Below are 13,623 nucleotides of genomic sequence, written 5' to 3' on the forward strand. Positions count from 1 at the left end.
CGAATGACATAAATAAGACGCCAAATGGCGTCTTATTTTTTTGAACGCTCTGCCCGCATACGACGCAACTCTTTAGGATCGGCAATCAACGGACGATAGATTTCTACCCGATCGCCATCGTGAACCGAATCGCTTAATTTAACCCCGCGACTAAAAATACCCACCTTATTAACTTTCAGGTCAATCTCCTGGCGCATTTCCAAAAGGCCAGAGGCGATAATAGCCTGCTCTACGCTGCTACCTTCAGCCATAGTTAGATTTTTAACGTACTGTTGCTCAGGTAAGGCATAGACAACTTCAATACGAATATTAGACACCGTAAACCTCTTTCGCTCTACGAGTGAATGATTGCACCATGTTTTGAGCTAAATCCTGAAAAATTCGGCCAAAGGCTATTTCAATCAACTTACTACTAAATTCGAACTCAAGATTAAACTCAATGCGACAGGCATCATCACCTAGAGGTGTAAATAGCCAGCCGCCCTGCAGGCTGCGAAACGGCCCATCCACCAGCTTCATATCAATAATGGCGTTTTCTACCATGTGATTACAGGTGGTAAAGGTCTTACGAATGCCCACTTTGGCAACATCAATAGATGCTGTCATGGTATTTTCTGTTTGCTCAAGTATGCGGCTGCTCACACAACCCGGTAAAAACTTCGGGTAAGAAAGAACATCGTTAGCCAGTTTATACATTTGCCCGGCGCTATAATTGACCAGTGCCGAACGTTTGATACGCTGCATAACATTTCCTAATCAATGGTCTGAAAGCAAGAAAGATTTAAACGGCGCAAATCATATCATCTAACCGGATTGTGACCAAAAACCTTATCACCCGTCTCTTTTCCCGACAAAAAGTAAACCACAGGCAATCATCCAGTGAATACACCGATATAATAAAACGTAATGGAAGAAAATTACCCGAGCAGAGCGCTTAGGGGATATCTTTCAAATCAGCATTAAGTATAATAAAAACATTATGACAAAGAAAAAAGCATACAAACCCGGTTCCGCAACCATTGCGATGAACAAACGAGCACGCCACGAATACTTCATCGAAGAAGAGATCGAGGCGGGTTTAGCCCTGCAAGGCTGGGAAGTAAAATCCATGCGCGCGGGCAAAGCAAATATCAGCGACAGCTATGTGGTATTCCGTGACGGTGAAGCCTATCTGTTTGGGGCCACCATCATCCCACTTAACGTTGCCTCGTCACATATTGTTTGTGACCCAACTCGTACCCGCAAGCTTCTGTTAAACAGAAAAGAACTTGATAAGCTGTTTGGCTTGGCAAATCGCGATGGCTACACCATTGTTGCCCTTTCCATGTACTGGAAAAATGCCTGGAGCAAAATCAAAATCGGCGTGGCAAAAGGTAAACAACTGCACGATAAGCGTACCGACATTAAAGATCGCGAATGGCAGTTAAATAAAGCGCGGATTATGAAGAACGCCAACCGCTAAGGGTTGGCTACTTTCTGTTAATGTAGCTTTCACCAACACGATAAGCATATAAGTGCGTATCGTGTTGGCAAACCACACTGACCTCTGGCTTACTTTCCTTTCCATACCGGATCGCGTTTCTCTGCAAAGGCTTTTGGCCCTTCCAAGGCATCTTCTGAATGAAGAACTGACGGATAATTTTTCAGTTTGCCGCTACGTATATGGCGATAGCCCTCTTCCACCGACATTTCACCGGTTTCACGATAGATTTCCTTAATCGCCGCCACGGCTAACGGCGCACTGAGAGCCAGTTGATGAGCCATTTCGCGAGCCACTTCCATTAGCTGTCCGCTTTCCACCACCCGATTCACAATCCCCCAACGCAAAGCCTCTTCGGCATTCATCTGGCGTCCGGTCATCATCATTTCATTAGCAATGGCTGGCGGCAATATTTTAGGCAGGCGCAGCATACCGCCGCTGTCGGGTACGATACCGAGTTTCGTTTCCGGTACGGCGAAACTGGCGTTTTGAGAACAAACAATCATATCTGCCGCCAGCGCCAGTTCAAAACCACCGCCAAAAGCATAGCCATTCACTGCGGCGATCACCGGTTTATCCAAATTGAAAAGCTCCGTCAAGCCAGCAAACCCACCTGGGCCAAAGTCGGCATCGGGTGCTTCCCCTTCCGCTGCGGCTTTTAAATCCCAGCCAGCAGAGAAAAAACGCTCACCGGCACCGATAATAATCGCCACCCGTAGCTCAGGATCGTCACGAAACTTAATAAATACGTCACCCATTTCAAAACTGGTTTTGGCATCAATGGCGTTAGCTTTGGGCCTGTCTAAAATAATCTCCAGAATGTGACCATTCCGGCTTACGTGTAACGATTCGCTCATATTAATACTCCATTAACTGGCAATTAATAACGTCACTGAGCTGATAATGGAGCACAGTAAACCAATACGGCATCCTCATGAATCACCGTGTCGTATAAGCGCTCTTTTTATTATTTCACTAGCAAACTCAGTGCAGACCTTTTTTGATAATTTTTCCCGAGCAACTTCTTGGTAAGCTCTTTCTGATTTCCAGAAAGGATGGCACTTTAAATTTGGCCATCTGGCTTTCACAAAACGAGAAGAACTCCTCTTCGGTTATGACTTCGCCTTCATTGAGCACCACGAAGGCTTTAATCGCCTCATCACGAATCGAGTCCTTCAGGCCAATTACCGTGACGTCCATTATTTTGGGATGGGTAGAAATAATATTCTCCAACTCGACACAGGAAATATTTTCACCACTACGCTTGATCATGTTGCAGCTACGCTCAACAAAATAGAAAAAACCTTCGCTGTCTACATAGCCATAATCACCGGTACGCAGCCAGCCATCAGCACACAATGCTTTAGCTGTCTCTTCGGGCATGCGGTAGTACTCTTTAAACAGGGTCTTGCCGGGGATGCCTTTAATGCAAATTTCCCCGGTGACGTTAGCCCCCAGTAGCGTTCCATCCCGATCGCGGATCTGCACTTGGTAGCCAAATCCGGCGCGACCAATAGATGGCCAGCGGCGTTTATCTCCGGGGCGATCGCCAATGGCACCAACGATGGTCTCTGTCATACCGTAAGAGGTGAATAATCGAACGCCAAAACGCTGCACAAAGGCATCTTTCTCCCTATCCGAGATATTGAGATAAAACAGCACCTCACGCAGGCAGTGCTGTTTTTCCCATGGCATTTGCGGTTGCATCATCATCGTTTTGATCATTAACGGTATACATTCGGTCACCGTCGCCCGGTATTTGCATACCTGAGCCCAAAAGGTACGTGCACTAAATTTCTCCAATAGCACAAAGGTCGCGCCTGCGGAGAATGCCGCCATCGCCGCAGTACACTGACAGTCAATATGGAAGGCTGGCATTGGCGTAAGGTAGATGTCATCCTGACGCAAAGCGCATTGCCAAGAGGTATAGTAGCCAGCAAATCTCAGGTTATAGTGAGTGATCACCACCCCCTTGGGACGAGAGGTGGTACCGGAGGTAAACAATATTTCCGCCGTATCTTCAACATCGAGCGCTTCCCAATGCATCAAATGGAGGGGTTGAGCCTGTTTCAGATGATGAAAGTCCAGCACATTGGATAAGGGCTTATCTTCTGCCACCGGATCGATCAACATCAGTCGCTGTATGGGTGCCAGCGCCTCCTGCTGAATCTCCTGATACATGGCATAGAATTCCCTGCTGGTCACCACCATCAATGCTTCACATTGGCTAATAATATAGGCGCTTTCATTTTTCAGCAGATTAGCGTTAACCGGTACCATCACCGCACCGATTTTCGCCAAACCAAACCAGCAAAAGAAAAACTCAGCACAGTTATTGAGATGCAAAGCTATCTTGTCGCCTTTAGCCACCCCCTGCGTATGAAAGAGATTGGCGGTACGGTTAATCTCCTCATTCAACTCACGGTAACTATATTCCAGCGCCAGCCCCTGAAGATTCTCTACAATCAATGCGGTTTTATCACCGTGCAGTTCCGCAAGGTCGTCCCACATTTGACGTAAATCTTGTCTACCTACTATATCCATTCAATACCTACCCAATATTGCTGCACGGTTGGTGGGGGTGCAATGACGGCAAAACATGACTCAGTTAATGTTAATAACTAAAGGGGTTACCCCACCTTGGCCAAACCTTTAATTACCAGTTGTTGAATGTCCGCTTCACTGTAACCAACGTTGGCTAAAATGGCGGCAGTATCCATGCCCAAGGTTGGCATGCCGCGCCAAATTTGCCCCGGATGATTCTTAAACTTCGGCATGACGTTAGGCCCTTTACAGTCCTGACCATCAATGGTTTGCCAATGGGTGATAGACTCACGGGCAACATACTGAGGATTACCTTCCAACTCAGGAATAGTAAGCACTTTAGTCGATGCAATTTTCAATTCAGCAAAACGAGCCAACACCTGAGCAATCGGCCTTTCGGCCAAAAACTCATCCAGTTTATCTTCAACAAATTGGCCTTTAGGACACTCAATACGGTGTATCAGTTGAGTATCTTCCGGAATATCGGGGGTTCCCCACAGGGAGTCAATGCCCATATCCTTAAACATTTCCTGAATCTGATTCACACCCACCAGCTCCATGACGATGTAGCCATCCTGACATTTATACAGGCCGCAGCCGGTATAATAGGGGTCTTTACCTTTGGTCATACGCGGACAGACTTCGCCACCGTTAAAGTAGTCCATCATGAAGTACTGACCCATACGCAACATAACTTCGTACATTGCTACGTCGATACTTTCACCCACACCGGTCTCCCGCACCTTATGCAATGCAGCCAACGTGGCGGTGGTGACTGTCATACCAGAGAAATAGTCCGCCGTATAAGGGAAAGCCGGCATCGGTTGATCTTTATCACCATTTTGAATCAGATAGCCGCTAAAAGCCTGAGCAATGGTGTTATAAGCAGCAAGATTGGTGTACTCCGGCGTACCGTACTGACCAAAACCAGAGAGGTGAGCAATCACCAGCTTTTTGTTATGTTCCCACAACACCTCATCGGTCATGCCACGACGGGAAAAAGCAGGGCCTTTACTGGCTTCAATGAAAATATCAGTCGTTTCAATCAGCTTCAGAAAGGCTTCACGCCCTTCGTCTTTAAAGATATTCAGTGACAGCGCGTGCAGGTTACGCCTTGAAAGTTGAGGGTAATTAGGTTGAATACGAATCGTATCGCCATAAGTGACGTTTTCGATCCAGATAACTTCAGCCCCCCACTCGGCAAACATTTGTCCGGCAAAAGGACCGGCGATCTCAATTCCGGAAAAAACTACCCGTAAACCGGAAAGTGGGCCGAATGTGGGCATGGATAACCGTTCAGACATAATTAGTAGCCTTTTGTATAGGCACCAGCTCAGGAATGCTTTAGATCAGTTCGTCACCAAAAGCATTCCCGTTCTCTGGTGAGAGTGATTAACGATACTTTTTCAGTTCGGCACGGCCCAGAGTCAGAATCTGCATTTCATCGGACCCACCGGAAATGCGGTCAACCCGCAGATCACGCCAGAAACGTGTTACCCGATGGTCTCCAGCAATACCAATACCGCCCAACACTTGCATCGCGGAATCCACCACTTCAAAGGCAGCGTTAGCACAATAGAATTTACACATTGCCGCATCGCCAGACGTCATCTGGTCGTTATCGCTTTTCCAAGCTGATTCAAACAGCATGTTCTTCATGGCGTTCAATTTGATCGCCATATGGGCGAACTTTTCCTGAATCAGTTGGAAACGGCCAATCGTCTCACCAAACTGTACCCGCTGATTAGCATACTTAGCCGCATCTTCATAAGCGCAATAAGCGGTACCATAGTTGGTTAAAGCCACAATGAAACGCTCATGGTCAAACTCTTCTTTCACCCGGTTAAACCCGTTGCCTTCACGGCCAAACATATCCTTCTCTTCCAGCTCGACGTTATCGAAGACGATTTCGCAGCAGCTATCCATTCGCAAACCGAGCTTCTCCAGTTTGGAAACTTTAACTCCCGGCTTACTCATATCCACAAACCACTCGGAGTAAACAGGCTTATCCGGTGAGGCGGCATCCCGAGCCATCACCACGATATAAGGGGTATAGGCGCTACTGGTGATAAAGCACTTGCTACCGTTGAGATACACTTTGCCATTCTTGCGGGTGTAGTTAGTTTGCAGGCTACCCACGTCAGAACCAGCGCCCGGTTCGGTAATGGCCGAGTTCCACATTTGTTTGCCGGTGCCCTGAAACGCCATAATCTTATCGATTTGTTCCTGAGTACCTTCCCGCAGAACCGTATTGAAACCTCCCGGCAGCTGATACAGCACATAAGTCGGTGCTCCCAAACGTCCTAGTTCGGCCCAAACCGCTGCCAGCGTGACGAAACCCGCTTCCAAACCGCCGTGCTCTTCCGGCAGCAGCAGGCTATCAAGCCCCATCTCTGCCAGCGCTCTCACAAAACGTTCAGGATACTCACTGTTACGGTCGCATTCCGCAAAATAGGCTTCCCAATTTTCCTGCGCCATCAAATCTCGAATACCGGCAACAAACAGTTCCTGTTCATCGGTCAATGTAAAATCCATAAGTAAAGCCTCTTCTATTTTCGATGTTAAAAGATCAATATTTCCAATGAGTCGCTTTGGCGTCTTTCAGGAAAGAGATGGTTATCATTATGTTGACGAAGAACAGCGGACATCCTCCGGCAATAATCGCTGTCTGAATCGGCTTAAGACCACCTAATGCCAACAGGATGATGCCGATAATGCCAACCAGTACCGACCAGCCCACACGCACCCAAACCGGCGGTTCATCGTAACCATTAGCCTCTTTGCAGGTTGACATGGCTAGCGTGTAAGAACAGGCGTTAATCAGGGTGACCGTGGCGATAAAACAGAGAATAAAGAACGCCCACATGGTGACGGTGCTTAACGGCAATGCAGCCCATGTATGGATGATGGCCCTCGCCACACCGTGCTGTTCAATGATTTGAGGAATATTGATGGTTTGGTTATTGATCAGTGACAGGGTGTTACTGCCCAGAATGGTCCACAACAACCAAGTAGATGCTGTTAGACCGCCGACCATTCCCAGACACAATTGGCGTACGCTACGTCCTTTAGAGATACGCGCCAAGAAGATACACATCTGGATGCCGTAAACGATCCACCACGCCCAGTAGAATACCGTCCAGCCCTGTGGGAACCCACCCTTGCTAATTGCATCGGTATAAAACAACATACGGCCCACGTTCATCAGCAACACACCAACCGAGTCAGTGAAGTAATTCACCGTAAAGCTGGTTGCACCAATGATAAATACCCAAGCTAGAATGATAATACTCAGATAGTTACGTACATCACTGGCAATCTTGATCCCTTTTTGCAGGCCAAACGCGACGCAAATGGCGTTAAAAACAATCCAGCAACCAATGATTAGCGCATCCAGTTCCAGAGTATGCGGAATACCAAACAGGTACTGAATACATTCAGTTACCAGCGGAGTTGCCAGCCCCAGACTGGTTCCCATCGCCAAAATCAGCGCCACTAAGTAGAGGTTATCCACCATTGTACCGACGATCCCTTTACAGCACTTCTCTCCCAGCAACGGTGCTAAGGTTCCGCTGGGCCGCATCACATTGATTTTTCTTACAAACATGAAGTAGCCAAACGCCACCGCCAAGAAGCTATAGGTTGCCCACGGCAATGGACCCCAGTGGAATAGGCTGTAAGCCAAACCTAACTCTTTAGCCGGAGTAGAAAACGGTTCCAGACCAAACGGTGGAGAAGAAACGTAGTAATAAATCTCAATAGAACCCCAAAACAGTACTGCAGCAGACGTACAGGAAGCGAACATCATGAAAATCCAGCTCAGCGTGCTAAATTCCGGCTTCTCATCCCCCAGAGTGCGATGGGCAAATGGCCCAAAAATCAGCCAGAACCAGCCACCGAACATCACGACCATGTACCATTCAAACGCCCATCCCCATTCGTAGGTGATGTAGTTAAATACCGCATTGATAACCGCGTTGGATGCCTCCAGATCGCGCACCGTCAGATAACAAAGTATTCCCACTATAATCAGTGACGGAAAAAAGACTTTGGGTTCTATTCCCGTTTTCTTTTTACCTGTTTCATTTTCAGTTTTCATTGTTGTATCTGCCCCATGAAATATTCTCCTCACAATGGCAATATTGAGAGCTACATTTCTAAATAGAAACTATCCATGTCACCTCTAATCGGTGAACACACCCCAGTATGAATTTGCTTTTTAAATTAAACATCAGAATCAGAAACCAGAATAGACAACACATTTAATATATAAAAAATCCAAACCATATTCCTTAATGCAAAAAAAACAGCGAATGAATATTGGGTTTATAATGAAATCTGAGCGGTGAATAATCCGTGATCTTAATCAAGTTATGTCCTTGAACTCATCTCATCGAAAATGAGTGTATGAGATGATTTATTGCTTTTTCATTAAAAATAATATTTAAAATCAATTAAATAAAAATAAAAACATCTACCAAAAAAGAGTTATATCCAGAGGTGTCACTTTCAATATTGGTGATCCAAGTATTATTTTGACCCAGTGAATCATGGTATTTCTATTGTCATCAGGATAATTTGATGTTGAGGAATGGATAAAGAGAATATTAATTAATCACATTAAGTTTAGTGAACTCTTTTATAGTCAATAACCACGTAAACATTTAAACGGCTTTACACATGCCGTTATATTATATTTTCCTTAATTTGTATTTTATTTATAATTTTGGAAATACTTCACAATATTGAAATATTATATTGCCTAATCGGAGAAGTGATGAAAATAATTGCATGCTATAAGCTCATTCCCGAGGAGCAGGATATTACCGTCAACGGTGATGGCACGCTGAACCTCAGTAAAACAGATGCAAAAATCAGCCAATTCGACCTTAATGCCATTGAAGCTGCCTGTGCCTTAAAACAGCAAAATAACGACATTCATATTGTCGCCATGAGCACCGGTGGTGAAGCGCTGGCAAATCCCAAAGGGCGTAAAGACGTACTCTCTCGCGGCCCAGACGAACTGATTGTTATCTCTGAGCCGGGTCTGGAAAATGCACTCCCCCACCAAACCGCAGCTATACTGGCCGCGGCCGCGCAAAAATCGGGTTTCGATCTGATACTGTGTGGTGATGGTTCTGCTGACCTTTATGCCCAGCAGGTTGGCCTGCTGCTGGGTGAAACCCTTGGCGTTACCGCCATTAACGGCGTCAGCCGTATTATCCAGCTTTCCGACACACAAATTCAGGTGGAACGGACTCTGGAAGATGAAGTGGAAACTTTAACCCTCAATCTGCCTGCGGTGGTCGCCGTTTCTACCGATATTAACGCCCCACAAATCCCGTCAATGAAGGCTATTCTCGGCGCAGCTAAAAAACCTGTGCAGGCCTGGCAACCAGCAGATTTAGGTTTAGGTAATGTCGCCTCTTACACCACATTGCTCAGCATATTGGCCCCTCAACAGAAAGCGCGAACCCGCGTGATCATTGAAGGCGATGGCGAAGAACAAATCGCCGCATTTGCAGAACACCTGCGTAAAGTAATCGGTTAATGAGGGGATGACATGAGCAAATTTTCAACTGTTTGGGTATTCAGCGATACAGCATCCCGTCTGCCGGAACTGATGGGTGCGGCCCGAGAGCTTGGCGAAAACATCCGTGTGATAGTTCAGGGTCATGAGCTGTCAGCTCAGGCCTTCCGCCTTGGGGCTGACGCGGCTTATGATGTAGGGACAATACCCGCCGATCGCATTATCGAAGACTATGCGGACACGCTGGTACAAACCATCAAAAATCACAGCCAGAACGCACTGGTGCTGCTACCCGCCACCCGTCGCTGCAAAGCGCTGGCGGCTCGACTGGGTGCCCGTCTTACGGCGGGTGTAGTGAATGACGCCAACGAACTGGTGTTGCAGGATGGTCACTTAGTGGCAACCCATATGGTGTATGGTGGGCTGGCGTTCGGTAAGGAGCAAATTACCACGCCTTACGCGGTAACCACCCTGAACAGCGGCGTATTTGAAGCCACACAGGAAGACGCATCCCGCAGTGGTAATGCTATACCGTTGGAATTTATCGCACCGAAAAATCCAATTATCTGTGTATCCCGTAACGTTAAGCAAAGTAACAGCGTCGACCTTGGCAAAGCACGGCGAGTGGTCAGCGTGGGCAGGGGTATCGGTAATCAGGCCAATATCTCTATTGCCGAAGCCCTCAGCAATGCAATGGGTGCCGAACTGGGCTGTTCACGTCCGGTAGCAGAAAATGAAAAGTGGATGGAGCGGGAACGCTATGTTGGTATTTCCGGCATTATGATCAAGCCAGAGCTTTATCTGGCGTTGGGTATCTCCGGTCAAATCCAGCACATGGTTGGTGCCAATGGCGCCCAAATCATTATGGCAATCAATAAAGATAAAAACGCGCCGATTTTCCAATACGCCGATTATGGTCTGGTCGGCGATCTGATGAAGATCGTTCCCGCGCTAACTGAGGCGTTAAAACGTTAATGAAACGGCGTAGCCACTCAAAGCTACGCCCTTTTATCGTCTACCTGGAGACACTATGTCCGAAGATATCTTTGATACCATTATCGTCGGTGCGGGGCTGGCTGGCTGCGTTTGTGCACTGGTACTGGCGCGCGAAGGCGCGAACGTATTAGTTATTGAGCGCGGCAACTATGCCGGTGCCAAAAATGTTACTGGCGGCAGGCTGTACACCCACAGTCTGGAACGCATTATTCCCGGCTTTGCCGAACAGGCACCCGTTGAGCGCCGTATTACCCATGAGAAGATCTCGTTTCTTACCGATGACAGCGCCGTTACCCTTGATTACCACCGCGCTGGCGATGCCAAACCGCTAAAGGACTCCTACTCCGTATTGCGCGCCCAATTCGATCCTTGGTTGATGGCTCAGGCTGAAGCGGCAGGCGCACAGTTCATCTGTGGTATCCGCGTCGATAAACTGGTTCAGCGTGACGGAAAAGTAATTGGCGTTGAAGCGGATGGCGACGTGCTGGAAGCCCATACGGTGATTCTGGCTGAAGGGGTTAACGCCATTCTCGCTGAACAAATCGGTATGGCTCAACCGGTGTCTCCTGCTTCCGTTGCCGTTGGCGTCAAAGAGTTGATTGAACTCCCTCAAGATCTGCTGGAAGCGCGCTTTAATCTGGAAAGTAATCAAGGGGCAGCCTGGCTATTTGCCGGTACCCCTTCAGATGGTCAGATGGGCGGTGGTTTCCTGTATACCAACCGCAATACCCTCTCTCTGGGGCTGGTATATGGTTTGCACCACATCGAACAGGCAAACAAATCTGTACCGCAAATGTTGGAAGATTTTAAACATCACCCAGCAGTACGATCGCTGATTGCCGGAGGAAAAACCATTGAGTATGCCGCTCATGTCGTGCCGGAGGCGGGTATCAATATGATGCCAAAACTGATTGGTGACGGCGTTCTGATCGCCGGTGATACCGCTGGTATGTGCCTCAACCTTGGCTTTACTATTCGCGGTATGGATTTAGCCATCGCCTCCGGCGAAGCCGCAGCCCGAGCCGTGCTGGATGCCAAAGCCAAAAACGATTTCAGCGCTCAGGGATTAAGCAGCTATACCCAGCATCTGGAAAACCTGTCGGTAATGCAAGATCTACGTCACTATCGCAACGTTCCCGCCATGATGGATAACCCACGCATGTTCACCCAATACCCTCAAATGGCCGCCAATATTATGGCAGATTTGTTCACCATTGACGGGCAGCCCCCGCAGCCGTTACGTAAAAAAATCATGCGCCACGGAAAACAAGTCGGCTATCTGAATCTGCTTAAGGACGGTATTAAAGGAGTAACTGCGCTATGAGTGAGCCAGTCAATATTGACGTAAAGCTGGGTATTAACAAGTTTCATGTGGACGAGGGGCATCCCCATATCATTATTCGCGAACACCCTGATATGGCGGCATTTCGTACCCTGACTCTCGCCTGTCCTGCTGGGCTGTATAAACAACTGGAAGATGGTTCAATTCGTTTTGACTATGCCGGTTGTCTAGAGTGTGGGACTTGCCGCATTCTATGTCGCCATTCGGTTTTGGAAGAGTGGACCTACCCGCGCGGTACCTTTGGGGTTGAATATCGTTACGGTTAAGGCCAATGCGGAAATAGATGAAATTTCTATTTCCGCTCTTCACATAATAACAATAGCCTGATGGCCTTCACGCCGGCCAGAGGCATAACAAATGTGGCCTGACACTTTATGGAACAATATAAAAAGTTCGATGACATCAGTTTTTCACCGATACACCGCAAAATTATGTTGTGGGGTAGCGGAGGCCCTTTTCTTGATGGCTATGTTCTGGTCATCATCGGTATTTCTCTGGAACAACTTACCCCAGTTTTAAAACTGGACGCTAACTGGATAGGTTTAATCGGTGCTGCCACGCTGGTTGGCTTGTTTATTGGTACCGCCCTGTTCGGCTATATCGCCGATCTGGTTGGTCGTCGCCTGATGTTTCTGATTGATATTCTGGCCATCGGGGTGATTTCTGTGGCCACTATGTTTATCTCATCCCCGCTGGAACTGGTACTGATGCGCTTTCTTATTGGCATTGTAATAGGGGCTGACTACCCTATCGCCACCTCTATGATTGCTGAATTCTCCAGTACCAAACAGCGAGCCTTTACCATGGGGTTTATTGCCGCCATGTGGTATATCGGTGCAACTGCTGCCGATCTGGTGGGCTATTTACTCTACGATATGGAAAACGGCTGGCGCTGGATGCTGGGTAGCGCCGCTATTCCCTGTATTATCATTCTGCTAGGTCGGTTTGAACTACCGGAATCACCCCGCTGGTTGATTCGCAAAGGCCGGGTAAAAGAGTGTCAGGAACTGATGTTTAAACTGTTTGGTGAGCAGGTGGTTTTTGAGGAAGAACGGGAACCTGAAACCCGCTACCGTCAGATTTTTACCCGCCGCCATTTCACTTCACTGCTGTTTGTCGCCATTATCTGGACTTGCCAAGTGATCCCAATGTTTGCCATCTATACCTTTGGCCCACAAATCATCACGCAGTTAGGCCTTAGCGAAGGGAAAGATGCCGTATTGGGTAATGTGATAATCAGCCTATTTTTCATGCTCGGTTGCCTACCCGCCATGTACTGGCTAAACAGCATTGGCCGCAGGCCGTTGTTGATTGGCAGTTTTACTATGATGAGCATCGCCCTCGCGCTGCTGGGTTTTGTTTCAGAACCCGGCATTCTGTTTATTATTATTGCCTTTGCGACCTATGCTTTTTTCTCTGGAGGCCCGGGGATCCTACAGTGGCTGTATCCTAATGAGCTGTTCCCCACCGCCATTCGTGCCTCTGCGGTTGGTGCGGCAATGTCCCTCAGCCGCATCGGTACGATGATTTCCATCTACGGATTACCGCTATTTATGCAACAGTACGGTATTTCAGCAACCATGCTGGTTGGTGCTGGCGTATCGCTGTTTGGTTTACTGGTATCCGTTGTACTGGCACCGGAAACTCGCGGCATGTCGTTGGAGCAAACCAGTCAAATGAAACTTTATTAAGGTATTTTGTGAAGGTTGCCCAAACGGGCAACCTCAGGAA

13 protein-coding genes are annotated in these 13,623 nt (G+C 47.7%); 6 read left to right on the forward strand and 7 right to left on the reverse strand.

The genetic code is table 11. The annotated features are described in order from the left end of the window. Positions 1-32: 32 nt before the first annotated feature. Together HYN51_RS10950 and HYN51_RS10955 are read right to left on the reverse strand one after the other, a co-directional pair. Positions 33-317, reverse strand: a complete 285-nt coding sequence (locus tag HYN51_RS10950; RefSeq protein ID WP_108900054.1) for an RnfH family protein — start codon at positions 315-317, stop codon at positions 33-35. Beyond that, positions 310-744, reverse strand: a complete 435-nt coding sequence (locus tag HYN51_RS10955) for an SRPBCC family protein (protein ID WP_108900055.1) — start codon at positions 742-744, stop codon at positions 310-312. The genes HYN51_RS10950 and HYN51_RS10955 overlap by 8 nt, the downstream gene beginning before the upstream one ends. Positions 745-979: 235 nt before the next feature. On the opposite strand from HYN51_RS10955, the gene smpB reads away from it, so the two are divergent. Continuing rightward, positions 980-1,462, forward strand: coding sequence for an SsrA-binding protein SmpB (gene smpB / locus HYN51_RS10960; protein WP_108900056.1), 483 nt, complete (start codon positions 980-982; stop codon positions 1,460-1,462). An 89-nt stretch (positions 1,463-1,551) separates the two neighbouring features. On the opposite strand, the gene caiD is transcribed toward smpB, so the two are convergent. From caiD to caiT, 5 genes are all read right to left on the reverse strand, one after another. Then, positions 1,552-2,337 carry a crotonobetainyl-CoA hydratase gene (gene caiD, locus HYN51_RS10965; RefSeq protein WP_108900057.1) on the reverse strand — a complete coding sequence of 262 codons (786 nt, stop codon included), beginning with the start codon at positions 2,335-2,337 and terminating at the stop codon, positions 1,552-1,554. Between the two features lie 127 nt (positions 2,338-2,464). Further along, complete coding sequence (caiC, locus tag HYN51_RS10970; protein WP_108900058.1) at positions 2,465-4,024, reverse strand: crotonobetaine/carnitine-CoA ligase; 1,560 nt, start codon at positions 4,022-4,024, stop codon at positions 2,465-2,467. A gap of 86 nt (positions 4,025-4,110) precedes the next feature. Further along, a complete protein-coding gene (gene caiB / locus HYN51_RS10975; protein WP_108900059.1) occupies positions 4,111-5,328 on the reverse strand; it encodes an L-carnitine CoA-transferase in 1,218 nt (405 codons plus the stop codon). An 88-nt stretch (positions 5,329-5,416) separates the two neighbouring features. Further along, positions 5,417-6,559, reverse strand: a complete 1,143-nt coding sequence (gene caiA / locus HYN51_RS10980; protein ID WP_108900060.1) for a crotonobetainyl-CoA dehydrogenase — start codon at positions 6,557-6,559, stop codon at positions 5,417-5,419. Between the two features lie 34 nt (positions 6,560-6,593). Next, complete coding sequence (gene caiT / locus HYN51_RS10985; RefSeq protein WP_108900061.1) at positions 6,594-8,123, reverse strand: L-carnitine/gamma-butyrobetaine antiporter; 1,530 nt, start codon at positions 8,121-8,123, stop codon at positions 6,594-6,596. Positions 8,124-8,801: 678 nt separating this feature from the next. Here caiT and fixA point away from each other — a divergent pair. From fixA to HYN51_RS11010, 5 genes are all read left to right on the forward strand, one after another. Further along, entirely contained in the window at positions 8,802-9,575 is a 774-nt protein-coding gene (fixA, locus tag HYN51_RS10990) for a putative electron transfer flavoprotein FixA (RefSeq protein WP_108900062.1), read from the forward strand. Positions 9,576-9,587: 12 nt separating this feature from the next. Next, positions 9,588-10,529: an FAD-binding protein gene (locus HYN51_RS10995; RefSeq protein ID WP_108900063.1), complete on the forward strand. Its 942-nt coding sequence runs from the start codon at positions 9,588-9,590 to the stop codon at positions 10,527-10,529. 55 nt (positions 10,530-10,584) lie between these two features. Continuing rightward, positions 10,585-11,874 carry an FAD-dependent oxidoreductase FixC gene (fixC, locus tag HYN51_RS11000; protein ID WP_108900064.1) on the forward strand — a complete coding sequence of 430 codons (1,290 nt, stop codon included), beginning with the start codon at positions 10,585-10,587 and terminating at the stop codon, positions 11,872-11,874. After that, positions 11,871-12,158: a 4Fe-4S dicluster domain-containing protein gene (locus HYN51_RS11005; RefSeq protein ID WP_108900065.1), complete on the forward strand. Its 288-nt coding sequence runs from the start codon at positions 11,871-11,873 to the stop codon at positions 12,156-12,158. The genes fixC and HYN51_RS11005 overlap by 4 nt, the downstream gene beginning before the upstream one ends. Positions 12,159-12,266: 108 nt before the next feature. Further along, the gene (locus HYN51_RS11010; RefSeq protein ID WP_108900066.1) at positions 12,267-13,583 is read left to right on the forward strand and encodes an MFS transporter; all 1,317 of its coding nucleotides are present in this window, start codon (positions 12,267-12,269) and stop codon (positions 13,581-13,583) included. Positions 13,584-13,623 lie beyond the last annotated feature (40 nt).

The sequence above is a fragment of the Limnobaculum parvum genome, from assembly GCF_003096015.2.
Taxonomy (GTDB): Bacteria; Pseudomonadota; Gammaproteobacteria; order Enterobacterales; family Enterobacteriaceae; genus Limnobaculum; species Limnobaculum parvum.